Source organism: Burkholderia sp. AU15512 (assembly GCF_002223325.1).
Taxonomy (GTDB): Bacteria; Pseudomonadota; Gammaproteobacteria; order Burkholderiales; family Burkholderiaceae; genus Burkholderia.
In genome coordinates, this window is the sequence record NZ_NKEX01000003.1 from 1,747,605 (window position 1) to 1,772,795 (window position 25,191).

The following is a 25,191-nucleotide window of genomic DNA, read 5'->3' on the forward strand; positions in this document are numbered from 1 at the left end:
ACGAATCCTCTCGCGTCGATTGGCCAATGATGATGAACTTCCGTCGGCAACACTCCTCACGACTGCCAGTAGCATTTCTAAACGATGATGGTCACACGGGGCCAGCGGTCCTTGTATCTTTTCTGCTGGATTCGCCGAAGATAGGTATCCATGCTGACGCGCGCTGGATTGCGTCGCACCACCATGGAAAAAAGGTCATCGAGTCCGTATGGCGCACAGACATCAATTGTCCCGTCGTTCAGCAATGTAAGTCCGACCGCCGTCGCGTACTCTGGCCACGACGCAATAGCTTGGGCCAGTGATCTGAACGGAGACACGGGATGCTCAAAGGTCCTCTCGAACCAGAGATGTACAGCGGCCTGATTAGTCACCTCCCATGGAAGCTCGGGCTGCATGGCCGCCAGCAGAAACTCAAACGTCGCGTCGCGATGCGCAGAAAGATCCGTGCCGTCGAAGTACGCAACATCGATGTCAGACAATGCCGACGGCGCGTCCAGCCCATGCAACGAGTCCCACACAAGGTTTCGGACCGCACCCGCACCGATGCACCACGAAGGTAGATTGAGAGCTCGAACCGCAACCAGTGCAGGCCAAAACCATGACGACTCCCGCGCAAGGGCAATGAGACTTGCTTCGAAATCGGTCGATGACATGAGTAACGAGCCCGCTGCGTCGACGATGACCTGCTGCCTATGGAACTCGCTGCCCGACGGCAGACATCGGACAGGCAATCAGGACCACCGCGCTAGAATACTAAAAATACTCAAGCCGCAGCCGTCATGAGCGTCCAAGATTGCGTCGATGTACCCATAAAAGAACGCGCAACTGTAGTGTGCCTCCAAGGGAACCGTGTGTTGCTGGTCGCGCGCGCGGCATCCCGATGGGCCCTGCCAGGCGGGACAATTAAGGCCGGCGAGACGCCTCTGGAAGCGGCGCATCGAGAGTTGCAGGAAGAGACCGGCTTGGTCGGCCTGGACCTTACCTATGCCATGCACTTCGGCGGTCTCTCAAAGCTGCACCACGTATTTGTTGGCGAACTCAACGCCGACCTGAAGCCGCAACCCAGCAACGAAATCGCCCGCTGCAAACTGTTCCGTCACGATGACGTCGCAAAATTGCGGGCGAGCATTCCTACGAAGAAAATCATCGAGTTGGCCTACGGCAACGACTGGCGCCCATAGGCAAGATTCATGTCGCTTTTCGAGGGCACGTAACTATACTTCGGCGTGCAAACCTTCAGACGTCGCTCTACCCGCAGCGAGGCGAACATGACCAGCTCATACACCTACCGTGGATATACGATCGACGTTCATTGCGAACATAAGACCGAAGTGTCTCGAGAATCTTCGGTCACTTGCGAGACACCGCTCGGCTACCTCGCAATAGTCCAGGTGCGCGCAGCACACACGCGATCTTGCTTCCTAGCGCCGATTCGCTTGGCCGACGATCAGGGCAAGCCGTTTGCCGACAGCCTCGATGCGTTGCGCGCCGGCCGTTCTGCAGGCGAGATCATCGTCGACGACCTACTCGTCGACACATGCAGTGCCAGCATTGGCCTTCAGCGATGATGCTGCCGCAGCGTCTCGCGGACAGCGTAAACGCATAGAAAGATTCCAAGCATCGTAACGCCGGATGAGACGAAATCGTTCAGCGAGCCGGTGCTATCCAGGAGCTTGGGAAAGAGTCCCATGCTGAGCCCAACTGCGGTCAAAAGAAGGCCCCCGACAACACCCCAGATGGGGCCTGCGTTCTCATTGTGCGTGTATTTCATTTTGCCCCCCGTCCTGAGTCCCATCCCCGAGACACTTTCAATATAGCTGATCAATATTTGGGACCAAAGCGACTTTGACGGACACGCCCTACATGCAAAAAATCCCGCCCTCGGGGGGAAAATGAGGGCGGTAATTGAAACGGACACCTCTGGCACGAGACGGTCCAAGAGGGTTATCGGCGGTATTCCAAGAAACTGAAGAAGACCACTGGAGGTACGGAAATTCATCCCTCCCGGCTTCTGCTCCAGCGAGGAAAAAGGGGGAATCGACGGGGGGTATCAATCGATCAATGGAAGTTGAATTTCCTCAAATATCAATAGATTAATCGTTGATATTTCAATGCAACTTCCACATGACGATATGTCGGAGCACTTCGGTTGCTCCTGTTCGTTCCGGTTCGGCGACTTGCCTGTCACCCTTGCCAATCGGGCACCATCCGTCCGGCTCCAGGCGGTGGCCGTACAAGTACAGAATTGCCGGGAAGGAGAATCTCCTTGCCATCGGCGAAGGAAAAGCAACTTTTCGAGCAGGGCGTGACTTCCGTTCCGTGGCGAATTTGGTGAGCGATGCCCACCTACCCGGCACTACATCATCAACGATCGGACCGTCAAATCGCACGAGCGAATCCGCACCCGAAGCATCACCGTCATATAGAATGGTGCGCTTTGCCCGTACTCCTATGTGGTTCAAGAACCTTCAGCTTCATCGTCTTCCGGCACCTTGGGCCGTTACCCCCGATCAGATGGAAAAATGGCTGGCGCCCCATGCGTTTCAGCCGGGCACCAGCGTCGAGATGCAGAGCCATGGATGGGCGTCGCCGCGTGACGACGGCGCACTCGTGTATTCGATCAACCGGCAGATGTTGCTGACGTTTCGTGCCGAGAAGAAGCTGCTCCCGGCGTCGGTCGTCACTCAGGTGACCAAGGCACGTGCGCTTGAAATCGAGGAGCAGCAGGGCTTCAAGGTCGGGCGAAAGCAGATGCGCGAACTCAAGGAGCAGGTGACCGACGAACTGCTCCCGCGCGCGTTCACCATTCAGCGCGATACCCGCGTGTGGATCGATACGGTGAACGGCTGGCTCGTCATCGATGCGGCTTCACAGGCTGTTGCCGACGACGTTCGCGGCCTGCTCGTCAAATCGATCGATCAGTTGCCGCTCGCCGGTGTTCAGGTGGTGCGTTCGCCGGTCGCCGCGATGACGGATTGGCTGTTGTCCGGCGAGGCGCCGGGCGGATTCACCGTGGACCAGGACGCCGAATTGCGCTCGAGCGGCGAAGGCGGCGCCACGGTGCGATATGTCGGCCACGCGCTGGAAGCGAACGACATGCGCCGGCACATCGAGGCCGGCAAACAATGCATGCGCCTGGCGATGACCTGGGACAACCGGATCTCCTTCGTGCTGACGCCGTCGCTGACGATCAAGCGCGTGACGCCGCTCGACGTGATCAAGGAAGCGGCGGATCCGACCGCGCAGAACGACGATGAACGCTTCGACTCGGATGTCACGCTGATGACCGGTGAATTGGCGCGGATGTTGGCCAGCCTCATCGATATCCTGGGTGGCGAGCAGCGCGACTCTGCTCATCAGGCGGCAGCGGCCTGAACGCCGGCGGCGACCGAGAAACCTCGCCGCCCCGCAACGGCGAGGTTTCGAGCCGGCGCGACAGTTCAACGAGGACTGTCGTCGCGCTGTCGGAAGTTCACGACCGGGCACTCGCGCACGATGCCCGATTTTTCTCCGTCTCGCCCACCAACGCGACGGCCCCGCCCGCGACCGCCGGCAGCCAGCCGGCCAAACCTGACGGCGCCAATGCGCCGACATCCCGAGATTCACGCATCCGACTCCAGGAACGCTGTTCCCGTCAGCGCACGAGCGCTGCGGCTCACTTGATCAGGCGCAGCACATCGCGAAAACGCGGATGCCGGCTGGAACCCAGCCATTCGAATCCGATCATCTCGACCGTCGCGATTTGCACTCCCGCCGCCGCGAGCCGGGCGATCCCCGCGTCCCGGTCGATCGTCCTGCGCGACCCCACGGCATCGCTGACCACCGTCACTTTGCGGCCGCTGCGCAACAGCCCGAACGCCGTTTGCAACACGCACACGTGCGCCTCGCAACCGGCGACGATGACGCTGTTGCGCCCGTCCGGCAAGGCCTCGACCAGACCCTCCGCGCACGCATCGAAATGATCCTTGACGACGGTGCTGGAGCACAGATCCGAGATCTCCGGTACGTTCCGGCCCAGCTGGACGGGGCTCTGCTCGGTACCCATCACCGGCAACGCGAGTATCTGCGCAATACGGGCAAGTCGGACAGCCTGCGTGACGACGGACACCCCATCGTGGATCACCGGCATCAGCCGCGTCTGAAAATCAACCAATACGACCACTGAATCGTCGGGCACGTGCAGCACGGCGCATTCTCCGGAGTGAAGGCGACGTCAACCCCCATCGGCCATCGATGGAGAGTCGCTCTGTCGCAAGATCGTCAGTCCCGCAAAAGGCGGATATCGAATCGCATCAATGACCGACTGCGGCAATTCGGTAAGCGGAAGCGGTTCCCAAGCCTACCAAACTTGCCGACACCGCTGGCGCGATCGCATGGAGCCCGATTCACGGAGTCACGCGCCAGCCCGGTCGCAGGAACGCCGGTTGCTCACCCCTCCGTATTGCCGAATCCACCACATTCCACGGCTTCGTTTGCACCGCCCGAGACACGGCGACAGGCAAACCGCCACGATTCAATCCCGGTTCGCAATCAATCACCAATACCGACATCGATTGCCAATCGATTTTCACCAAACTCGATAATCAGCACATCTCCACTCCCCCGTAAAAGCGCACATTTTACCGACCTGACAAGCAATAATTGCACCCCACTCCATAACATTATTCTAAAACCATCAAATCATTATTGACTTCGACTTTATCCGAACTTTAGAATCCCCTACGACAGCTTACGTTTCGCTTTTCACTCCGTGCACGCCCCATGTCGGCACCGCACCGGAACGCCAACAGAGAAGTGTTTCATGCCTGGCCGGGGCAGCGCCTCCTTTTGCCTTCAATTCCGGCATTAACCATCAACCGGTTAATTACCATTCAATTCGCCCCAGAATCACGCCCGGATTAATTCCGAATTTCCCAGGAATTCCGCAATACCGGACGAAGCAGATCGAGCACCCGCTCATTCGATAATTCTCATAAAAATCGCCAGTCATCAGGAGGGACATCAACATGCATCGCCTTGCGAAGTCGCTGTGTCTCGGATTCATCTGCGCCGGCCTGCTCGCGGCCTGCAATGACGACGACGTCAAATCGAGCAACCCGCCGCCGAACAACGCCGCACTGTCGTTCCGCATGGACACCGGCGGCCAGATCAACGCGTTCTATCGGCAGGACAACGTCGCCGCACACCTGCTCGCGCGCTCGTCGACGAAGCCGCGTCTGCTCGTGGTCTTCCCCGCCGGCAACAGCGGCACCGGGCTGTGGTTCGACGACACCGCGCAGCCGGTGAACTGGAGCCTCGACACGCCGCCGTCCGCGCTATCGGCACCCGACACGCACGGCCGTCCGCTGTACGGCATCGGCGCCGACGTGTCGGTGGACACCAACACGCTGACGATCCGACAGGGCGTGCTCAGCAACGTGCGCTTCCTGCGCGACTTCAACGGCGGCGCCACGATTCCGCAGGAGATCCTCGCCGCGCCGACGGTCCAGGGCAGCGCCGCGCAATGGCAACGCGACCGGATCGACGGCGCGCCCGGCTATTCACTGCGCATTACGCTGCGCGACGGTGGCAGCATCGCGCCGGCAGCGGACGGCAAGCTCGTCCTGAGCGCACCGGCGGGCTCGCACACGCTGCGGCTGCATGTCGATGCGCTGTCGGGCGAGACGCCGTTGTCGCCGATCACGCGCGCCGAACTGCTCGGGCCCTCGGTGAACCCCGACCCGGTGAGCCAGAACGTGCTCGAGTTCCTGAGTTTCCACGACAAGCTGCTGGCCGGCTCGTGGCAGTACGACACCTACTTCGGCCGCGACACGCTGATCTCGGTGCGCATGCTGATGCCCGTGCTCGAACCCGCGGCGATCGAGGCCGGCCTGTCGTCGGTGCTGAGCCGGCTGTCGACCGACGGCAAGGTCGCGCACGAGGAAGGGATCGGCGAATTCGCCCTCGTCGACAACCAGAAGAACGGCCGGCCGAACGATCCGACGCCGACCTACGACTACAAGATGATCGACAGCGACTACCTGCTCGCGCCGATCGCGGCCGCGTGGCTGATCGACGATACGCGCGGCCAGGCCCGCGCGGCCGCCTATCTCGCCCAGCGCGGCAGCGACGGGCAGACCAATGGCAGCCGCCTGGTCGTCAACCTGCTGCACGTCGCGACGACCGCTCAGCCGTTCGCGCAACAGCCGACGGTCGCGAACCTGATCCACTTGCGGCCCGGCGAAATCGTCGGCAACTGGCGCGACAGCACCGACGGGCTCGGCGGCGGCGTCTATCCGTACGACGTCAACGCGGTGCTCGTGCCGGCCGCGTTGCGCGCGGCGAACGCATTCCTCGCGCGCGGCCTGCTCGATCCGTATCTGGATGCCGGGCAGCGCGCGACGCTCGCCAACACGGCTAACCAGGCGGCCACGTGGGAAACCCAGGCACCGCCGCTGTTCCAGGTCAGCGTGCCGGCCACACAGGCAGCCACCGACGTGTCGGCCTATGCGCCGTCCGCCGGCGTGCCGGCCGGCGCCGCGCCGGGCACACCGCTGGCGTTCTACGCGCTGTCGCTCGATCAGCAGGGCAATCCGGTTCCGGTGATGAATTCGGACGGCGGCTTCGCGCTGCTGTTCGGCACGCCGCCGGACGACGAGCTTCAGCGGATCGTCACCGACGTCACGCGGCCGTTCCCGACCGGGCTCGTGACCGATGCCGGGATGCTGATCGCGAATCCGGCGTATGCAAGCCAGGCGCTGTGGCCGAAGTTCACCAGTTCCGCGTATCACGGCACGGTGATCTGGTCTTGGCAGCAGGCGATGTGGGTGGCCGGGCTCGATCGCCAGCTCGCGCGCCAGGACCTGTCGGCCGCGACACGCACGCTGCTCACGCAGGCACGGCAGACGATCTGGCAGGTGATCTCGAACGGGCGCGACATGCGCACGTCGGAGATGTGGACGTGGTCGTACGTGAACGGCAAGTACCAGACCGATGCATTCGGCACGCGCAGCGCCGACGCCACCGAAGCGAACGCGGCACAGCTCTGGAGTACGACGTATCTCGCGATCCGCGACCCGCAGCAGCGCGCGGGCAAGTACTGGTGGCAGGCGTCGCAGCGGATGCAGGATGCGCAGCCGAAGCTGAGCGCGGCGGCGCTGGCAGCGCGGTAGCGCGTCGCCAGTCGCGTGCCGACCGGGCATGCAAAAGCCCCGGGGCGTGACCGCCTCCGGGGCTTCGTCAGAAATCGAGGCGCTGGACACAGCTTCTGTACGCCCGGGCGGCCGAATGTTCTGCGTCCGTTCACCCGCGCCCGTGTGCCGCGCCAACCCGTATCACCGCGCCACGACCCGGTTCCGCCCTTCCCGCTTCGCCTGGTACAACCGTTCGTCGACCACGCGCAGCAACGCATCGACCGTGCTGCCGTCGGCCCCGTATTGCGCGACACCGACACTGACCGTCACCTGCACGCGCTTGAAATCGAGCCCGAACGGCGAACTCGCGATCGACGAGCGTACGCGTTCCGCCGTCATCCGCGCGCCTTCGAGCGGCATGTCCGGCAGCAGCGCCATGAACTCCTCGCCGCCGACCCGCGCCAGGCCGCCCGCGGGCCGGATCGCATCGAGGCACTGGCGCACGACGCCGCGCAGCACCTCGTCGCCGATCTGATGCCCGTACGCATCGTTGATGTTCTTGAAATTGTCGAGATCGAGCGCGAGCAGGCAGAACGGTGTGCCGTCGCGCTCGGCCCGCACCATCTCGCGCTCGACCTGCGCGATGAACTGCCGCCGGTTCGACGCGCCCGTCATCGGATCGGTCGCGGCCATGTATTCGAGCTTCTGGTTCGTGCGCCGCAGTTCCTGCAACGCGCTCTCGGTGCGCGCCATCGATTCCGACAGCCGGCTCATCAGGTCCTCCTGGCTGTAGATCGCCGAGAACGAGCGCGTCGTCTGCAGCGCCTGCACGACACCGTAGCTGAGCAGGAAGAAGCCGCCGGCAAAAATCGCATGCGCGAGCCACCACATGTGATTCCACGGCTTGCCGAGAATGAACGCGAGCGACGACAGCGCGAACGCCATGATCGACACGCCGTAGATCACCATCAGCGGCGAGCGGATCCGTCGCGCGAGCAGCACGGCGACGTTCAGCAGCGAGAACACGAGCGCGCCGCCTTCCATCGACAGCCGCGTGCCCGGCGCGCCCGCGACCGGCGAATACGCGATGTACGCCACGGCCACGTTGACGATCACGAAGAACACGATCCACGGCAGCCACGTGCGCACGCTCGTGCGCTTCTCGAGGCGATCGGGCGGACGCGAATACGACAGCAGGCCCGTGAGCAGCAGGATGGACATCACGAGCCGCGACGCGGGTCCGTACAGCAGGAACAGCCAGATGTTGTGATGCGCCATTCCGGTGAACGCACCGTGCAGCGCATAGATCATCGCGAAGCCGAGAAAGCCCAGCGTCAGCCAGCGCAGCAGCGGCTCGCCGGACGACCGGTAGCAGACCCACGTCACGTAGGTGACGAACGCGCCTTCGAGGGTCGCGGCGGCGATCGCGATTTCATGGAACGCGTGGTTCTCGAACACGACGTGCGGGTCGCTGAAGAACCACAGATAGGCGATCAGATAGGCGGGCAGCAACGCGAATCCGACCAGCAGGCATTTCGCGTAGAGCCTTGCGGCCGCGCTGACGACGCGCGGCGGTTCCCCGGCTGCATAGGTCGTACTCATTCGGTCCCCGGTCGGTCTGCTGCGTTGGTTCGAACCTTCGCGGCACGGATCGCACGACGCACGATCCGGCCCATCGTGCCGAAAGGCAAATGTCAGAGCAAGTATAGGTGGGGCAATTCGTTTGACAAGTAAGGGGAAACGGCATTGCCGGGCGCATGCCTTTTGCTTCCCGATTGTTTCGAATGGCGGATCAGTCGCGCCGATTCGCGTCGCGGCCGCCTGTCTCGCCGAAGCGAAACCGCGGCCGCTCCGTGCCAAAGATCAGAGGATTTCGAACAGGCCGGCCGCGCCCTGCCCGCCGCCGATGCACATCGTGACGACCGCGTACTTCACGCCGCGCCGCTTGCCTTCGATCAGCGCATGGCCGGTCAGGCGTGCGCCCGATACGCCGTACGGATGGCCGACCGCGATCGCGCCGCCGTTCACGTTCAGACGATCCTCAGGAATCCCGAGCGTGTCGCGGCTGTACAGCACCTGCACCGCGAACGCTTCGTTCAGCTCCCACAGGCCGATATCGTCGACCTTCAGCCCTGCCTGCTTCAGCAGCTTGGGCACCGCGAACACGGGGCCGATGCCCATCTCGTCCGGCTCGCAACCGGCCACCGCGAACCCGCGGAACACGCCGAGCGGCTGCAGCCCTTCGCGCTGCGCGGCGTCGGCGCTCATCACGACGCAGGCCGACGCGCCGTCCGAGAACTGGCTCGCGTTGCCCGCGGTGATCACGCCACCCGGCACGGCCGACCGGATCTTCGATACGCCTTCGAGTGTCGTGTCGGGGCGAATCCCTTCGTCGGCCGAGACCGTCACTTCCTTCGTGAACAGACGGCCCGTCGCCTTGTCGGCCACGCCCGCGAGCACGGTGATCGGCACGATCTCGTCACGGAAACGCCCGGCTTCCTGCGCGGCCGCCGCGCGCAGTTGCGACTGCACGCCGTACTCGTCTTGCCGCTCCTTCGAGATGCCGTAGCGCTTCGCGACGTTCTCGGCCGTCTGCAGCATGTTCCAGTAGATCTCGGGCTTGTGCTGGACGAGCCAGCCTTCCTGGATCATGTGGTGGTTCATCTCGTTCTGCACGCACGAGATCGATTCGACGCCGCCCGCGACATACACTTCGCCTTCGCCCGCGATGATCCGCTGCGCGGCCAGCGCGATGGTCTGCAGCCCGGACGAGCAGAAACGGTTCACCGTCATCCCCGGCACCGTCACGGGCAGCCCCGCGCGCAGTGCGATCTGCCGCGCGATGTTCGCGCCGGTCGCGCCTTCAGGGTTCGCGCACCCCATGATCACGTCCTCGACGCGTGCGGGGTCGAGCTTCGCGCGTTCGACAGCGGCCGCGACCGCGTGGCCGCCGAGCGTCGCGCCGTGCGTCATGTTGAACGCACCGCGCCAGGATTTCGCCAGCGGCGTGCGGGCGGTCGATACGATTACGGCTTCGGTCATGCGAGTCTCCTTCGGTCCTGCTTCACCTGAATCGGATGGGGAATTGCGCTACGCCGCCGGGCGCGCGCCCGCGGACGTCACATGCGCGACGCCCGCTGCCTGCATCTGCTGCCATGCGTGGGCGAGCGACCCGTTCAGGTCGATCGCGCGGCACGCATCGTTGATCACCGCGGCTTCGAAACCGGCCGCGCGCGCATCGAGCGCCGACCACGCGACGCAATAGTCGGTCGCGAGCCCGCAGCACCACACACGCTTCGCGCCGAGCTCGCGCAGATAGCCCGCGAGCCCGGTGCGCGTCGTGCGGTCAGCTTCGACGAACGCGGAGTAGCTGTCGACCTGCGCGTCGCCGCCCTTGCGGATCACGAGCCGCGCATGCGGGATATCGAGATCGCGATGCAACGCCGCGCCGTCGGTGTCCTGCACGCAGTGCACGGGCCACAGCACCTGCTCGCCGTACGGCAGCGCGAGCGTGGAGAACGGTTCGCGGCCCGGGTGATTCGCCGCGAACGACACGTGCTCGCGCGGGTGCCAGTCCTGCGTCAGCACGACCTGGTCGAAGCGTTGCGCGAGCGCATTGATCACCGGCACGACCGCGTCGCCGTCGGGCACCGCGAGCGCGCCGCCCGGCATGAAGTCGTATTGCACGTCGATCACGAGCAGGACGTCGTCGGTGCGTTTCATTGCGTTTCTCCGGGTGTGCGTGGCGCCGCGATCCGGCGCGTCAGCCGTTGAACCCGCGGCCGGCCTTCGCGAGTTCCGCGATCGACGGCGCGAGTTGCCATGCGTCGCCGTTCGGTGCCGCCGCATAGCGGCGAATCGCGCGCTCGACGTTGTAAAGGCCGACCACGTCCGCGTACAGCATCGGGCCGCCGCGCCACAGCGGGAAGCCATAGCCGGTCAGGTAGACCATGTCGATGTCGGACGCCTTCGACGCGATCTTCTCCTCGAGGATCTTCGCGCCTTCGTTGACGAGCGCGAACACGAGCCGTTCGACGATCTCGTCGTCGCCGATCTTGCGACGCTCGACACCGCGCTCCTTCGAATACGCGACGACCATCTCGTCGACGAGCGACGACGGCTTCGCCTTGCGATCGCCCGGCACGTAGTCGTACCAGCCGGCGCCCGTCTTCTGGCCGAAGCGGCCCTGTTCGCACAGGCGGTCGGCGATCTTCGAGTAGTGGAGCTCGGGCTGCTCGACGTAGCGGCGCTTGCGGATTGCCCAGCCGATGTCGTTGCCGGCGAGGTCGCTCATCCGGAACGGTCCCATCGCGAAACCGAATTTCTCGATCGCACGATCGACCTGCGCGGGCAGCGCGCCTTCCTCGAGCATGAAGAGCGCCTGGCGGATGTACTGCTCGATCATCCGGTTGCCGATGAAGCCGTCGCACACGCCCGACACGACCGCCGTCTTGCGGATCTTCTTCGCGACGGCCATCACGGTGGCGAGCACGTCCTTCGCGGTCAGCGCGCCGCGCACGACCTCGAGCAGCTTCATCACGTTCGCCGGGCTGAAGAAGTGCATGCCGACGACGTCCTGCGGACGCTTCGTGAACGCCGCGATCTTGTCGACGTCGAGCGTCGACGTGTTCGACGCGAGGATCGCGCCCGCTTTCGCGACTTCGTCGAGCTTCTTGAACACCTGCTCCTTCACGCCGAGTTCCTCGAACACGGCCTCGACGATCAGGTCGGCGTCCTTCAGATCGTCATAGGACAGCGTCGGCGTGATCAGCGCCATGCGTGCGTCGAGCTTCTCCTGCGAGAGCTTGCCCTTCTTCACCTGCGCATCGTAGTTCTTGCGGATCGTCGCAACGCCGCGCTCGAGCGCTTCCGGTTTCGTCTCGAGCAGCGTGACGGGCAGCCCCGCGTTGACGAAGTTCATCGCGATCCCGCCGCCCATCGTGCCCGCGCCGATCACGCCGACGCGGCGGATCTCGCGCAGCGGCGTATCGGCCGGCACGTCGGGAATCTTGCTCGCGGCACGCTCGCCGAAGAACGCGTGCCGCAGCGCGCGGCTTTCCGGCGTCATCATCAGCGCGACGAAACCCTCGCGCTCGGCCACGCTGCCCTTGTCGAAGCCGTGCAGCACGCCGGCCTCGATCGCGTCGATGCACTTGTGCGGCGCGGGGAAATTCGGGGCGGCAGCCTTCGCGGAATTGCGCGCGAACTGGATGAAGCCGGCGGCGTTCTCATGGACGATCTTGCGATCGCGCACACGCGGATGCGGCCCCTTCTGCGCGCCGACCTTGCGGGCGAATGCGACGGCCGCGTCGAGCAGGTCGCCATCGGCCATTTCATCGAACAGCCCGCTCTTCGCCAACTGCTCCGACGGCACGGGTGCGCCCGACACGATCATGTTCAGCGCGGTTTCGAGCCCCACCGCACGCGGCAGGCGCTGCGTGCCGCCCGCGCCCGGCAGCAGGCCGAGCTTCACTTCGGGCAGCGCGACCTGCGCGCCCGGTGCCGCGACGCGATAGTGCGCGCCGAGCGCGAGCTCGAGGCCGCCGCCCATCACGACGCTGTGCAGCGCCGCGACGACGGGCTTCGCGCTCGTCTCCACCGCGCGGATCACGGTGTGCAGCGTCGGCTCCTGCAACGCCTTCGGCGTATTGAATTCGGTGATGTCGGCGCCGCCCGAGAATGCGCGTCCCGCGCCGGTCAGCACGATGGCTGTCACCGACGGGTCCTGCGCGGCGCGATCGAGCGCGTCCATGACGCCCTGACGGGTCGACAGGCCGAGCCCGTTGACGGGCGGATTGTTGAGCGTAAGGACGGCCACGCCGTCGCGAGTCGAGTAATCCACTGCCATCTGCCTGCCTCCATGCATCGCGCGCCGGGGTGGCTGCGCTTCATTGTGCGCGGTCGAACAGCCGCATGTCCTGATGAACGGAGGCAGCATACAACGAAAAAGCACGGTCGTTCAATTTGAATTTTGTTCCCGATGCCGGTTGCCCGATCCGGGGACGGATCGGGCAAACGTCTCACGAGCTGCTTCCGGCCCGGACTCGAGTTACGGCTCGCAGACCGCCGTCGGCAACACGTAGTCGCGGAACGTCTCGCGCAGCTTCAGCTTCTGCAGCTTGCCGGTCGCGGTGTGCGGCAGCGATTCGACGAACACGACGTCGTCGGGAATCCACCATTTCGCGACCTTGCCTTCGTAGAACGCGAGCAGCGCGTCGCGGCTCAGGTTCGCCCCTTCGCGCGGCACCACGACGAGCAGCGGGCGCTCGGTCCATTTCGGGTGCGCACAGGCGATGCAGGCGGCCTCGGCCACGCCCGGGTGCGCGATCGCGACGTTCTCGATGTCGATCGAGCTGATCCACTCGCCGCCCGACTTGATCACGTCCTTGCTACGATCGGTGATCTGCAGGAAGCCGTCGGGGTCGATCGTCGCGACGTCGCCGGTCGGGAACCAGCCGTCCGACAGCGGCGACGATTCGCCGCGAAAGTAGTGATCGATCACCCACGGGCCGCGCACCTGCAGTTCGCCGAACGCGACGCCGTCCCACGGCAGTTCGCGGCCGTCCTCGCCGACGATCCGCATGTCGACGCCGCAGATCACGCGCCCCTGCTTCTCGAGCAGCTTGCGCTGCGCGTCGAGCGGCCGCTGCGACTGCGCCCAGTTGAGCTTCGCGAGCGTGCCGAGCGGCGACAGTTCGGTCATGCCCCATGCGTGAATCACGCGCACGCCATATTCGTCCTCGAAGGTGCGCAGCATCGCGGGTGGGCACGCGGAGCCGCCGATCACCGTGCGGTTCAGCGTCGAGAAGCGCACGCCGGCCTCGCGCATGTAGTTGAGCAGGCCGAGCCACACGGTCGGCACGCCCGCGGAAAACGTCACGCGCTCGGTCTCCATCAGCTGGTACAGCGATTTTCCGTCGAGATCCTTGCCGGGCAGCACCAGCTTGCCGCCCGTGAGCGGCACCGCGTACGGCAGCCCCCATGCGTTGACGTGGAACATCGGCACGACGGGCAGTACGGCGTCCATCGCGGACAGGTTCATCGCGTCGGGCAGCGCGGCGCCGTACGCGTGCAGCACGGTCGAACGGTGCGAATACAGCACGCCCTTCGGGTTGCCGGTCGTGCCCGACGTGTAGCAGAGCCCCGACGCCTGCTGCTCGTCGAGGCGCGGCCAGTCGTAGCGGCCATCCTCCGCTTCGACGAGCGTTTCGTAGCAGAGGAACGGTGTCGTGCCGGACGGCAGGTGCGCGGCGTCCGTCATCGCGACCCAGCCCTTCACGTGCGGGCATTGCGGCGCAATGGCCTCGACGAGCGGCGCGAAATTGATGTCGAAGAAGACGTAGCGGTCTTCCGCATGATTGACGATGTACGCGATCTGCTCGGGAAACAGGCGCGGGTTGATCGTGTGGCACACGGCACCCATCCCGCCGATCCCGTAATAGGCTTCCAGATGCCGGTAGCCGTTCCACGCCAGCGTGCCGACGCGATCGCCGGCTTCGACGCCGAGCCGCGTGAGCGCCTGCGCCAGTTGCTTCGCGCGGCGTTCGCAATCGCGGTACGTGTAGCGATGCAGGTCGCCTTCCACGCGCTTCGACACGATCTCCGTATCGCCGGCGTGCCGCGCGGCATGCGAAATCAGCGAGGACACCAGCAACGGCATGTCCATCATCTGGCCCAGCAACGGCTTACCCATCGTCTTGTTCTCCGTGAGGATGCGAATCGGTGCCTCTGCGGCGCGCCCGTCAGCGGCCCCGGACGGGCGTGGCGCACGGTGCGCGGGCCACCATGCGGGCGGCGCGGCGCCGCCTTACAATATCGGCTTACCCAGAGGCGCTCAACATGTCGTTTTCCCGAAGCGCAGCCGATCCGGCTGACACCCTCCCCGACCTCGCCGCCACGCTCGGCGAGCCCGCCACTGGCGCGTTCGTCACGCTCGGCGACGCGTTTCATACGCGGCTGCCGGCCGCGCCGCTTGCCGCGCCGTATGTCGTCGGCTTTTCCGACGAAGTCGCGCAACTGCTCGACCTGCCGCCATCGATCGCCGCGCAGCCCGGCTTCGCCGAGCTGTTCGCCGGCAATCCGACGCGCGACTGGCCCGCGCACGCGATGCCGTATGCGGCGGTGTATTCCGGCCACCAGTTCGGCGTGTGGGCCGGCCAGCTCGGCGACGGCCGCGCGCTGACGATCGGCGAGCGCACCGGCACGGACGGCCGCCGCTACGAGCTGCAGCTGAAAGGCAGCGGCCGCACGCCTTACTCGCGGATGGGTGACGGCCGCGCGGTGCTGCGCTCGTCGATCCGCGAATTCCTGTGCTCGGAAGCGATGCATCACCTCGGCATCCCGACCACGCGCGCACTGACGGTGATCGGCTCCGACCAGCCGGTGGTGCGCGAGGAGATCGAGACGTCGGCCGTCGTCACGCGCGTGTCGGAGAGCTTCGTGCGCTTCGGCCACTTCGAGCACTTCTTCTCGAACGATCGCCCCGACCTGCTGCGCCAGCTCGCCGATCACGTGATCGACCGCTTCTATCCGGATTGCCGCCACGCCGACGATCCGTACCTCGCGCTGCTCGAGGCCGCGACGCTGCGCACGGCCGACCTCGTCGCACAGTGGCAGGCCGTCGGTTTCTGCCACGGCGTGATGAACACCGACAACATGTCGATCCTCGGCGTGACGATCGACTACGGCCCGTTCGGCTTCGTCGACGCGTTCGACGCGAACCACATCTGCAACCACTCGGATACGAGCGGCCGCTACGCATACCGGATGCAGCCGCGCATCGCGCACTGGAACTGCTATTGCCTCGCGCAGGCGCTGCTGCCGCTGATCGGCCTGCAGCACGGCATCGCCGACGACGATGCGCGCGCCGAGCGTGCGGTGGAGGACGCGCAGGCCGTGCTCGCAAAATTTCCGGAACGTTTCGGCCCCGCGCTCGAACGTGCGATGCGCGCGAAGCTCGGCCTGGCGCTCGAACGCGAGAACGATGCCGAGCTCGCCAACAAGCTGCTCGAGACGATGCATGCGAGCCACGCGGATTTCACGCTGACGTTCCGCCGGCTCGCGCAGATCTCGAAGCACGACGCGAGCCGCGACGCGCCCGTGCGCGACCTGTTCGTCGACCGCGACGCGTTCGATGCGTGGGCGAACCTCTACCGCGCGCGGCTGTCCGAGGAAACACGCGACGACGCGGCACGTGCCGCCGCGATGAATCGCGTGAACCCGAAATACGTGTTGCGCAACCATCTGGCCGAAGTCGCGATCCGGCGCGCGAAGGAGAAGGATTTTTCGGAGGTCGAGCGGCTCGCGCAGATCCTGCGCCGCCCGTTCGACGAACAACCGGAGCATGAAGCGTACGCGGCGTTGCCGCCCGACTGGGCCGGGTCGCTCGAAGTGAGCTGCTCGTCCTGAGCCCCGACCCGCGCGACTCGACCGACCGATCAGGAGAACCCCACATGTCCCACGATTCCGACGACAAGACCTTCCCGTACCAGAAGGACGACGCCGAGCTGCGCCGCCGGCTCACGCCGATGCAGTACGAAGTCACGCAGCATGCGGCAACCGAGCGCGCCTTCACCGGCGAATACACCGACACCGAAGACGACGGCATCTACAAATGCGTCGTCTGCAGCACGCCGCTGTTCGAATCCGGCGCCAAGTTCCACTCGGGCTGCGGCTGGCCCAGCTACTTCAAGCCGCTCAACGGCGAGGTGATCGACGAAAAGGTCGACTACTCGCACGGGATGGTGCGCGTCGAGGTGCGCTGCAACCACTGCGGCGCGCATCTCGGCCACGTCTTCGAGGACGGCCCGCGCGACAAGACCGGTTTGCGGTACTGCATCAATTCGGCTGCGTTAAACTTCGAGTCCCGACCCGAAAACGAATGAGCGGCGCCGGGCGGATCCGCGGGGCGCCCCTCGCGCCGCCGCCCCGATCCGCTCCGGCGGTGCCTGGCGGGTCCCTACAACGGTGAAAGGCCGCGCAAGCGGCCTTTCACGCAGCTGCGAGCGCCATGAAATTCCTGTTCGATCTGTTTCCGATCATCCTGTTTTTTGCCGCCTTCAAGGTCTGGGGCATCTTTACCGCCACCGCCGTCGCGATCGTCGCGACGCTGGCCCAGGTCGCCTGGGTTGCCTTCCGGCACCGGAAGGTCGACACGATGCTGTGGGTCAGCCTCGGCGTGATCGTCGTTTTCGGTGGCGCCACCCTCGTCCTGCATGACGAGAAATTCATTCAATGGAAACCGACTGTGCTGTACTGGCTGTTTGCGATCGGGCTGCTCGCCGCGCGCTATGCGTTCGGCAACAACCTGATCGAGAAGATGATGGGCAAGCAGCTCACGCTGCCGCACCCCGTGTGGGACAAGCTGAACGTCGCCTGGGCGCTGTTCTTCGCGGTGCTCGGTGTCGCGAACCTGTACGTGGTGCACAACTTCACCGAATCGCAATGGGTGAACTTCAAGCTGTTCGGCACGACGGGCGCGATGGTCGTATTCATCATCCTGCAGAGCCTGTGGCTCACGAAATACCTGAAGGACGAGTGACATGACGGACGCCTTTCTCCACGCGTCGCCCGACGAACGCATCGCGCTGATCGAAGCGCGCCTCACCGCCGCGCTCGCCCCGCTGTCGCTCACCGTGCGCGACGACAGCGCGCAGCACGCCGGCCACGCCGGCGCGTCCGCCGGCGGCCATTTCACGGTCACGATCGTGTCGGCCGCCTTCACGGGCAAGCCGCGCGTCGCGCGGCACCGGCTGGTGTATGATGCGCTCGCTGATGCGATGCAGCGCGGCATTCACGCGCTCGCGATCGTGGCTTACACGCCCGAAGAATTCAACGAATCTTCAATCTAGTCTCATTAGGAATTCCCGATGATCCTGAAATCCCCCCGCCTGTGGGTCGCGGCGGCTGCTTTTGCAGCGGCACCGGCATTTGCCCAGAACATCGCCGTCGTCAACGGCACGCCGATTCCGAAGTCGCGCGCCGACGCGATGGTGGCTCAGCTCGTCCAGCAAGGCCAGACCGACAGCCCGCAACTGCAGCAGGCCGTCCGCCAGGAACTCGTGAACCGCGAAATTCTGATGCAGGAAGCGATCCGTGAAGGCATCCCGAACCGTCCGGACGTGAAGGCGCAGGTCGCCGTCGCGCAGCAGACCGTCGTGCTGCGCTCGATGATCGAGAGCTTCCTGAAGAAGAACCAGCCGACCGACGCCGAAGTGAAGGCGCGCTACGACGACCTCGTCAAGGGCGCCGGCGGCAATCGCGAATACCACCTGCACCACATCCTCGTCAGCGACGAGCAGCAGGCGAAGGACTTGATCGCGAAGATCAAGGCCGGCGCGAAGTTCGAGGATCTCGCGAAGCAGTTCTCGAAGGATCCGGGTTCGGGCAAGAACGGCGGCGATCTCGACTGGTCCGACCCGAAGGCGTACGTGCCGGAATTCGCGGCGGCCGCGCAGAAGCTGCAGAAAGGCCAGATGACCGACACGCCGGTGAAGACGCAGTTCGGCTGGCACATCATCCGCGTCGACGACATCCGCGACATCGCCCCGCCGCCGCTCGAGCAGGTGAAGCAGCAGATCGCGCAGCAGCTCGTGCAGCAGAAGTTGCAGGCGTTCGAGGAAGGTCTGCGCCAGCAGGCAACGGTCAAGTAACGCCGGCACGCGCCGCACGCGCATCGAAAAGCCGCTCTTCGGAGCGGCTTTTTTATTGCCCGCGCACCCTGCCTGCGGACGAGTCATGATGCTTCGCTTGCAGCCCGGCAAAAGAAACAGGCCGCTCCAAAGAGCGGCCTTTCCCGTGCCGGATTCACGCGCACCGCCAGCGCGGCAGGCTACGCAGGATGGAACACGTCGTGATAGCGAACGTCACCCGACGGCCGCGGCGCCGAATCGTCGAGCGACAGCGCGAGGAAATACTCGGGCGGCACGCCCGGGAACACGATGTCGCCGGATGGCGCAAAGCCGAACCGCGTGTAGTACGCGGGTTCGCCGAGCAGCACGCAACCGCGCGCGCCAAGCCGGCGCAACGCGTCGAGCCCCGTACGCACCAGCCCCGCACCGATACTCCGCCGCTGGCAATCGGGCAGCACCGCGAGCGGCGCCAGCCCGTACCAGCCCTGGCTGCCGGACGGTGCGCCGCCGATCGACACCGGCGAGAACGCAACGTGCCCGATCAGGCGGCCGTCGCGCTCCGCGACGAGCGAGACGCTCAACGCACCGTCCGCCCGCAACGTATCGACGATCCGCCGCTCGAACTGCCCGCCTTCCGGCTCGCCCGCGAACGCGACGACGATCACGCGGCCGATCGCGTCGGCCTCGCTGGCACGCTCATCGCGCAGCGTGACGACCTCGACCGGCGCGTTCGGGTCGAACATCATCCCGATCAGCCGATCCAGCGGCGCGCGTTGCGGAACACGCGCATCCACGGGCTCGCTTCACCCCAGCTTTCCGGGTGCCAGCTCATCGCGACCGTGCGATGCACGCGCTCCATGTGCGGCATCAGCACCGAGAAGCGCCCGTCGGCCGTCGTGACCGACGTGATGCCGGCCGGCGAGCCGTTCGGGTTGAACGGATAACGCTCGGTGGCTTCGCCGCGGTGGTCGACGTAACGCATCGCGACCGCGACGCGATCGATGTCGCCCTGCTGCGAGAAGTCCGCATAGCCTTCGCCGTGCGCGACCGCGACCGGAATCCGCGAACCTTCCATCCCCGCGAAGAAGATCGACGGCGACTTCTCCACTTCGACGAACGAGAAACGCGCCTCGAACTGCTCGGACTTGTTGCGCGTGAACTTCGGCCACGCCTCCGCGCCCGGGATCATCGACGCGAGGCTCGACAGCATCTGGCAACCGTTGCAGATGCCGAGCGCGAACGTGTCGGGACGTGCGAAGAAGGCCGAGAACATGTCGGCGAGGTTCGCGTTGAAGCGGATCGTCTTCGCCCAGCCTTCGCCCGCGCCCAGCACGTCGCCGTACGAGAAGCCGCCGCATGCGACCGCACCCGCGAAATCGGCGAGCGTGGCACGGCCGGCGAGCAGGTCGCTCATGTGCACGTCGTGTGCATCGAAGCCCGCGCGGTCGAACGCGTAGGCCGTTTCCAGATGCGAGTTCACGCCCTGCTCGCGCAGGATCGCGACGCGCGGCCGTGCGCCCGTCGCGATGAACGGCGCGGCGATGTCGTCGGCCGGATCGAAGCTCAGCACCGGCGAGATACCCGGATCGGCCGCGTCGAGCAGTGCGTCGTATTCGGCATCCGCACACGCGGGGTTGTCGCGCAGGCGCGCGATGCGCCAGCTCACTTCGCTCCATGCGCGATGGAGTTCGGTGCGCGGTGCGTCGAAGATCTTCTTCGCGTCGCGGTATACCTCGATCACGTCGCGATCGTTGACCGAGCCGATCACGTGCGAGCACGCCGACAGGCCGAACTCGCGCAGCGCGCCGAGCACCGCGTCGCGATCGGTTGCACGCACCTGCACGACGGCGCCGAGTTCCTCGGAGAACAGCGCGCGCAGCGTGCGATCCTCGCGGCGGCCGCTCGTCTGCTTCGCCCAGTCCTTCGCGTCGCCGTAGTCGGATTCGTGATTCGGGTCGAGCGTCAGCATGTCGACGTTCAGCGACACGCCCGCGTGGCCCGCGAACGCCATTTCGCACACCGTCGCCCACAGGCCGCCGTCCGAGCGGTCGTGGTAGGCCAGCAGCTTGTCTTGCGCATTGAGCGACTGGATCGCGTTGAAGAAGCGCTTCAGGTCTTCCGCGTCGTCGACGTCCGGCGTCGTGTCGCCGACCTGCTGCGTGACCTGCGCGAAGATGCTGCCGCCCATTCGGTTCTTGCCGCGGCCGAGATCGATCGCGATCAGCACGCTGTCGCCCGCGTCGGCGATGCGGCGCAGTTGCGGCGTCAGGTGACGGCGCACGTCCTCGACCGGCGCGAACGCGGAGATGATCAGCGACACCGGCGACACCACTTCCTTCGCGACGCCCTGCTCGTCCCACTTCGTCTTCATCGACAGCGAATCCTTGCCGACCGGGATGCCGATCCCGAGCGCCGGGCACAGCTCCATGCCGATCGCCTTGACCGTATCGAACAGCGCGGCGTCCTCGCCGGCCGTACCGCATGCCGCCATCCAGTTCGCCGACAGCTTCAGCTTGTCGAGCGCCGCGATCGGCGCGCTCGCGATGTTCGTGATCGCCTCGCCGACCGCCATGCGGCCCGATGCCGGCGCATTGATCACGGCGAGCGGCGTGCGCTCGGCCATCGTCATCGCCTCGCCCTTGAAGCCCGCGTAGTCGAGCGCGGTGACCGCGCAGTCGGCCACCGGCACCTGCCACGGGCCGACCATCTGGTCGCGCACCGACGTGCCGCCGACCGAGCGGTCGCCGATCGTGATCAGGAACGACTTGCTGCCGACCGTCGGGTGCTTCAGCACGTCGACCGCGACCGCCGACAACACGATGCCCGTCACGTCGACCGGCGCACGCTCGGTCGCCACGCGCGTGACGTCGCGATGCATGCGCGGCGGCTTGCCGAGCAGCACTTCCATCGGCATGTCGACCGGGTATTCGTCGGCGCCCGTCGCTTCGTCGTCGACGAGCTTCAGCTGGCGCTCGTCGGTCGCGACACCGACCACCGCGAACGGGCAGCGCTCGCGGGCGCAGATCGCCTCGAAGCGCGGCAGATCGGCCGGCGCGATCGCCAGCACGTAGCGCTCTTGCGCTTCGTTCGACCAGATTTCGCGCGGCGACAGGCCCGACTCCTCGAGCGCGACCTTGCGCAGCTCGAAGCGCGCGCCCTTGCCCGCACCGTCGACGATCTCGGGGAACGCGTTCGACAGGCCGCCCGCGCCGACGTCGTGGATGCTCAGGATCGGGTTTTCCGCGCCGAGCTGCCAGCAGCCGTTGATCACTTCCTGGGCGCGACGCTCGATTTCCGGGTTGCCGCGCTGCACCGAGTCGAAGTCGAGTTCGGCCGTGTTCGCGCCGGTCGCCATCGAGCTCGCGGCGCCGCCGCCCATGCCGATGCGCATGCCCGGGCCGCCGATCTGGATCAGCAGCGAGCCGGCCGGCACGTCGTGCTTGTGCGTATGTTGGTCGGCGATGTTGCCGAGACCGCCCGCGATCATGATCGGCTTGTGATAGCCGTGCACCTTCCCGCCGACGTTCTGCTCGTACACGCGGAAATAGCCGCCGAGGTTCGGACGGCCGAATTCGTTGTTGAACGCGGCGCCGCCGAGCGGGCCGTCGATCATGATCTGCAGCGGCGACGCGATGCGGTCGGGGCGGCCGTACGGGCCGTGCGCCTCGTTCGGGTTGCGCTCGCCGACCGGCTGGGCCGCGTCGCGCGCGTTTTCCCACGACTGGCGTGCGTCGGGCAGATCGAGGTTCGACACGGTGAAGCCCGTGAGGCCGGCCTTCGGGCGCGCACCGCGGCCCGTCGCGCCTTCGTCGCGGATCTCGCCGCCCGCGCCGGTCGCCGCACCCGGGAACGGCGAGATCGCCGTCGGGTGGTTGTGCGTCTCGACCTTCATCAGCGTGTGCGTGAGCTCGGTGTGGCGGCCATAGCGTTCACCCGGCTCGCCGGCCGCGCCTGTGTTGCGCGGGAACCAGCGTTCGGCTTCGGCGCCGACCATGATCGACGAGTTGTCCGAATACGCGACGATCGTGCCCTGCGGGTTCAGCTTCTCGGTGTTGCGGATCATCGCGAACAGCGACATGTCCTGCGGTTCACCGTCGATCGTCCACTGCGCGTTGAAGATCTTGTGGCGGCAGTGCTCGCTGTTCGCCTGCGCGAACATCATCAGTTCCACGTCGGTCGGGTTGCGTTCGAGCTTGCGGAACGCGTCGACCAGGTAGTCGATCTCGTCGTCGGCGAGCGCGAGGCCCAGCTCGACGTTCGCGCGTTCGAGCGCGCCGCGGCCGACGCCCAGCACGTCGACGCGCGCGAGCGGCTTGGCCGGCAGTTCGTCGAACAGGTGCTTCGCGTCGTCGCGTGCGGCGACCACGCTTTCGGTCATCCGGTCATGCAGCGCGGCTGCCACGGCTGCGCGCGCGTCGTCCGACAGCGCCTTCTTGCCGCCGAGCAGGCCCGACTTCAGCGTGACCGTGAATTCGACGCCGCGCTCGATGCGGCGCACCTGCGTGAGGCCGCAGTGCTGCGCGATGTCGGTCGCCTTGCTCGCCCACGGCGAGACCGTGCCGAAGCGCGGCAGCACGACGAAGGTCTCGGCGGTGCCCTTCTCGGTCGCCGGCTCGAACGGCGCGCCGTAGTGCATCAGCGCGTCGATGCGCGCGCTGTCGTCGGCCGACAGCGGCTCGGCCGCATTGACGAAGTGCAGGAACTGCCCGCGCACCGCGACGATGTTGGCGTCGATTTGCTTGAGCGTGTCGAGCAGACGGGTTTGACGGAAATCGGAGAGGGCCGAAGCGCCGGGAAAACACGAGAAGTGAGCCATGGGCTGGACTGACGTCGATGAGTCGCGCGAGGTGGCGACGTGGGGCGAAAGGAAGGCCGTAATTATACCCGGAAGTCGGTCGCCCCAGACCGGCCAATCGGTAGCCCTCATGCACCGCAACGGTGCCACGGTGCGCGCCGCGCACAGCCCGCCCGCCGGGCCGCCCCGCGCGGGCGCGGCAGCCGGCGGCCGTGGCGCGGCTGCACGGACCGTGCTCGCCCGGCGCCGGTTCCCGCGATTTTGGCGCTATCATTCCGGGTTCACCGGGCCGGGGCCCTCAGCGAATTCTCACCGGGCGGCGCCTGCGCGCCGCCCGTCATCGAAGCAATCCATGGATGTCATCGTCATCGGCGGCGGAATCAGCGGCGTCGCCACCGCCTACCAGTTGCGCGCGGCCGGCCATCGCGTGTGCGTGGTCGAACGTCACGCCACCGTCGCGCAGGGTGCGACCTACGGCGACGGCGGCGCGCTGCTGCCGAGCCCGCTCGACGTCTGGTTCGGCCCGACCTTCATGCGCCAGCGCCAGCCGCGCGACAGCGGCATCGTCTACAAGCCGGGCTTCAACGGCGGCGTGCGCCGCTTCGTCAAGCAGCTCGGCACGCTGCGCGAACCCGACGCGTTCGCCGCCCAGTACGCGCGGCTGCGCCCGCTGATCGATGCGTCGCGCGACACGCTCGCCGACATCGAGACGCGCCTCGAACTCGAATTCGAACAGAAGCCCGGCATCCTGCACGTGGTGCGCGATCCGCGCGACTGGGACGCGATGCAGCCGGCGCTCGACCTGCTGCGCACGCTCGACCAGCCGTACCGCCTGCTCTCCGCCGACGAATGCGCGACGCTCGAACCGTCGGTGCCGGCCGAACCCGGCTTCGCCGGCGGCGTGCTGCTCGAGACCGAACGCACCGGCAATTGCCCGCTGTTCGCGAAACTGGTCAAGCAGACGCTCGACGAGCACGGCGTGCAGTTCCGCTTCGGCGCGGAAGTCGCCGCGATCCGCGTCGACACCGGCCGTGCCGCGGTCGAGCTCGTCCCGCCCGGCGACCGGCGCGCGTCGAACGCACGCGAGGTCGACGTGATTTCCGCCGATGCGATCGTGGTCGCCGCCGGCGCCGGCAGCCTGCCGCTGCTCGACCGGCTCGGCTGGCGTCTGCCGCTGCACCCGGTGCGCGTCCATACGCTCACCGCACCGGTCGCGTACGAAGAACACGCGCCGCACCTGAACGTCATCGATTCGATTAAGCGGATCTCTATCACGCGCACTCACCAGCGGCTGCGCGTCGGCGGCGGCGCCGTGCTGCAGAGCCTGCCCGATACCGCGAAGCCGCTCGCCGAGCCGCTGTCCGAGGCCGCGCTCGCGCTGCTCGGCCAGGCCGTCCACGACTGGGTGCCCGGCGCCGCGCGCATCTCGGCCGCGTTGTCGTGGCAAGGCACGCAGTTGCTGTCGCCGGACGGCCTGCCGGTCGTCGGTCCGACCCCGCATCCGCGCGTGTTCGTCAATTTCGGACACGGCCCGGCCGGCTGGGGGCTCGCCTGCGGGTCTGCTAAAGTGGTGACCGACTATCTGGGCGGCGACGTGCAGCACTGGCCCGCCGACACGCTCGCCGCGCTGCGCGCCGGGCGCTTCACGACCTGA

At 66.2% G+C, this 25,191-nt stretch carries 19 protein-coding genes; 10 read left to right on the plus strand and 9 right to left on the minus strand.

Going from position 1 to position 25,191, the window contains the following annotated elements; translation table 11 throughout:
- Positions 1-77 precede the first annotated feature (77 nt).
- Positions 78-653 carry a nucleotidyltransferase family protein gene (locus CFB43_RS10735; RefSeq protein WP_089495304.1) on the minus strand — a complete coding sequence of 192 codons (576 nt, stop codon included), beginning with the start codon at positions 651-653 and terminating at the stop codon, positions 78-80.
- Positions 654-779: 126 nt separating this feature from the next.
- Here CFB43_RS10735 and CFB43_RS10740 point away from each other — a divergent pair, with 126 nt between their 5' ends.
- From CFB43_RS10740 to CFB43_RS10760, 3 genes are all read left to right on the plus strand, one after another.
- On the plus strand, positions 780-1,181 hold the full coding sequence (locus tag CFB43_RS10740; protein WP_089495031.1) for an NUDIX hydrolase: 402 nt from the start codon (positions 780-782) through the stop codon (positions 1,179-1,181).
- Between the two features lie 87 nt (positions 1,182-1,268).
- Complete coding sequence (locus tag CFB43_RS10745; RefSeq protein WP_089495032.1) at positions 1,269-1,568, plus strand: hydrogenase maturation factor; 300 nt, start codon at positions 1,269-1,271, stop codon at positions 1,566-1,568.
- 883 nt (positions 1,569-2,451) lie between these two features.
- Complete coding sequence (locus CFB43_RS10760) at positions 2,452-3,375, plus strand: recombination-associated protein RdgC (RefSeq protein WP_089456365.1); 924 nt, start codon at positions 2,452-2,454, stop codon at positions 3,373-3,375.
- A 280-nt stretch (positions 3,376-3,655) separates the two neighbouring features.
- On the opposite strand, the gene CFB43_RS10765 is transcribed toward CFB43_RS10760, so the two are convergent.
- Positions 3,656-4,186, minus strand: coding sequence for an isochorismatase family protein (locus tag CFB43_RS10765; protein ID WP_089495033.1), 531 nt, complete (start codon positions 4,184-4,186; stop codon positions 3,656-3,658).
- An 820-nt stretch (positions 4,187-5,006) separates the two neighbouring features.
- On the opposite strand from CFB43_RS10765, the gene CFB43_RS10770 reads away from it, so the two are divergent.
- Entirely contained in the window at positions 5,007-7,151 is a 2,145-nt protein-coding gene (locus CFB43_RS10770; RefSeq protein WP_089495034.1) for a hypothetical protein, read from the plus strand.
- Positions 7,152-7,313: 162 nt separating this feature from the next.
- Here CFB43_RS10770 and CFB43_RS10775 read toward each other — a convergent pair whose 3' ends face one another.
- From CFB43_RS10775 to CFB43_RS10795, 5 genes are all read right to left on the minus strand, one after another.
- Complete coding sequence (locus tag CFB43_RS10775) at positions 7,314-8,714, minus strand: sensor domain-containing diguanylate cyclase (RefSeq protein ID WP_089495035.1); 1,401 nt, start codon at positions 8,712-8,714, stop codon at positions 7,314-7,316.
- A gap of 261 nt (positions 8,715-8,975) precedes the next feature.
- Positions 8,976-10,154 carry an acetyl-CoA C-acyltransferase gene (locus CFB43_RS10780; protein WP_089495036.1) on the minus strand — a complete coding sequence of 393 codons (1,179 nt, stop codon included), beginning with the start codon at positions 10,152-10,154 and terminating at the stop codon, positions 8,976-8,978.
- Between the two features lie 48 nt (positions 10,155-10,202).
- Complete coding sequence (pncA, locus tag CFB43_RS10785) at positions 10,203-10,835, minus strand: bifunctional nicotinamidase/pyrazinamidase (RefSeq protein ID WP_046545910.1); 633 nt, start codon at positions 10,833-10,835, stop codon at positions 10,203-10,205.
- Positions 10,836-10,875: 40 nt separating this feature from the next.
- Entirely contained in the window at positions 10,876-12,960 is a 2,085-nt protein-coding gene (locus CFB43_RS10790) for a 3-hydroxyacyl-CoA dehydrogenase NAD-binding domain-containing protein (RefSeq protein ID WP_089495037.1), read from the minus strand.
- A 201-nt stretch (positions 12,961-13,161) separates the two neighbouring features.
- Positions 13,162-14,805 carry a 3-(methylthio)propionyl-CoA ligase gene (locus CFB43_RS10795; RefSeq protein WP_089495038.1) on the minus strand — a complete coding sequence of 548 codons (1,644 nt, stop codon included), beginning with the start codon at positions 14,803-14,805 and terminating at the stop codon, positions 13,162-13,164.
- Between the two features lie 146 nt (positions 14,806-14,951).
- Between CFB43_RS10795 and CFB43_RS10800 the strand changes: the two genes are divergently transcribed.
- The 5 genes from CFB43_RS10800 (at position 14,952) to CFB43_RS10820 (ending at position 18,763) form a co-directional block, all read left to right on the plus strand.
- Positions 14,952-16,520, plus strand: coding sequence for a protein adenylyltransferase SelO (locus CFB43_RS10800; RefSeq protein ID WP_089495039.1), 1,569 nt, complete (start codon positions 14,952-14,954; stop codon positions 16,518-16,520).
- A gap of 44 nt (positions 16,521-16,564) precedes the next feature.
- On the plus strand, positions 16,565-16,996 hold the full coding sequence (gene msrB / locus CFB43_RS10805) for a peptide-methionine (R)-S-oxide reductase MsrB (RefSeq protein ID WP_089440292.1): 432 nt from the start codon (positions 16,565-16,567) through the stop codon (positions 16,994-16,996).
- A 125-nt stretch (positions 16,997-17,121) separates the two neighbouring features.
- Positions 17,122-17,652: a septation protein A gene (locus CFB43_RS10810; protein WP_011352350.1), complete on the plus strand. Its 531-nt coding sequence runs from the start codon at positions 17,122-17,124 to the stop codon at positions 17,650-17,652.
- Between the two features lies 1 nt (position 17,653).
- A complete protein-coding gene (locus CFB43_RS10815) occupies positions 17,654-17,962 on the plus strand; it encodes a BolA family protein (protein ID WP_059678099.1) in 309 nt (102 codons plus the stop codon).
- Between the two features lie 18 nt (positions 17,963-17,980).
- A complete protein-coding gene (locus CFB43_RS10820) occupies positions 17,981-18,763 on the plus strand; it encodes a peptidylprolyl isomerase (RefSeq protein WP_089495040.1) in 783 nt (260 codons plus the stop codon).
- 179 nt (positions 18,764-18,942) lie between these two features.
- Here the strand turns inward: CFB43_RS10820 and CFB43_RS10825 are convergent, their stop codons facing one another.
- The gene (locus tag CFB43_RS10825) at positions 18,943-19,488 is read right to left on the minus strand and encodes a GNAT family N-acetyltransferase (protein ID WP_089495305.1); all 546 of its coding nucleotides are present in this window, start codon (positions 19,486-19,488) and stop codon (positions 18,943-18,945) included.
- 5 nt (positions 19,489-19,493) lie between these two features.
- A complete protein-coding gene (gene purL, locus CFB43_RS10830) occupies positions 19,494-23,558 on the minus strand; it encodes a phosphoribosylformylglycinamidine synthase (protein ID WP_089495041.1) in 4,065 nt (1,354 codons plus the stop codon).
- A gap of 331 nt (positions 23,559-23,889) precedes the next feature.
- Here purL and CFB43_RS10835 point away from each other — a divergent pair, with 331 nt between their 5' ends.
- Positions 23,890-25,191, plus strand: a complete 1,302-nt coding sequence (locus CFB43_RS10835; RefSeq protein ID WP_089495042.1) for an FAD-dependent oxidoreductase — start codon at positions 23,890-23,892, stop codon at positions 25,189-25,191.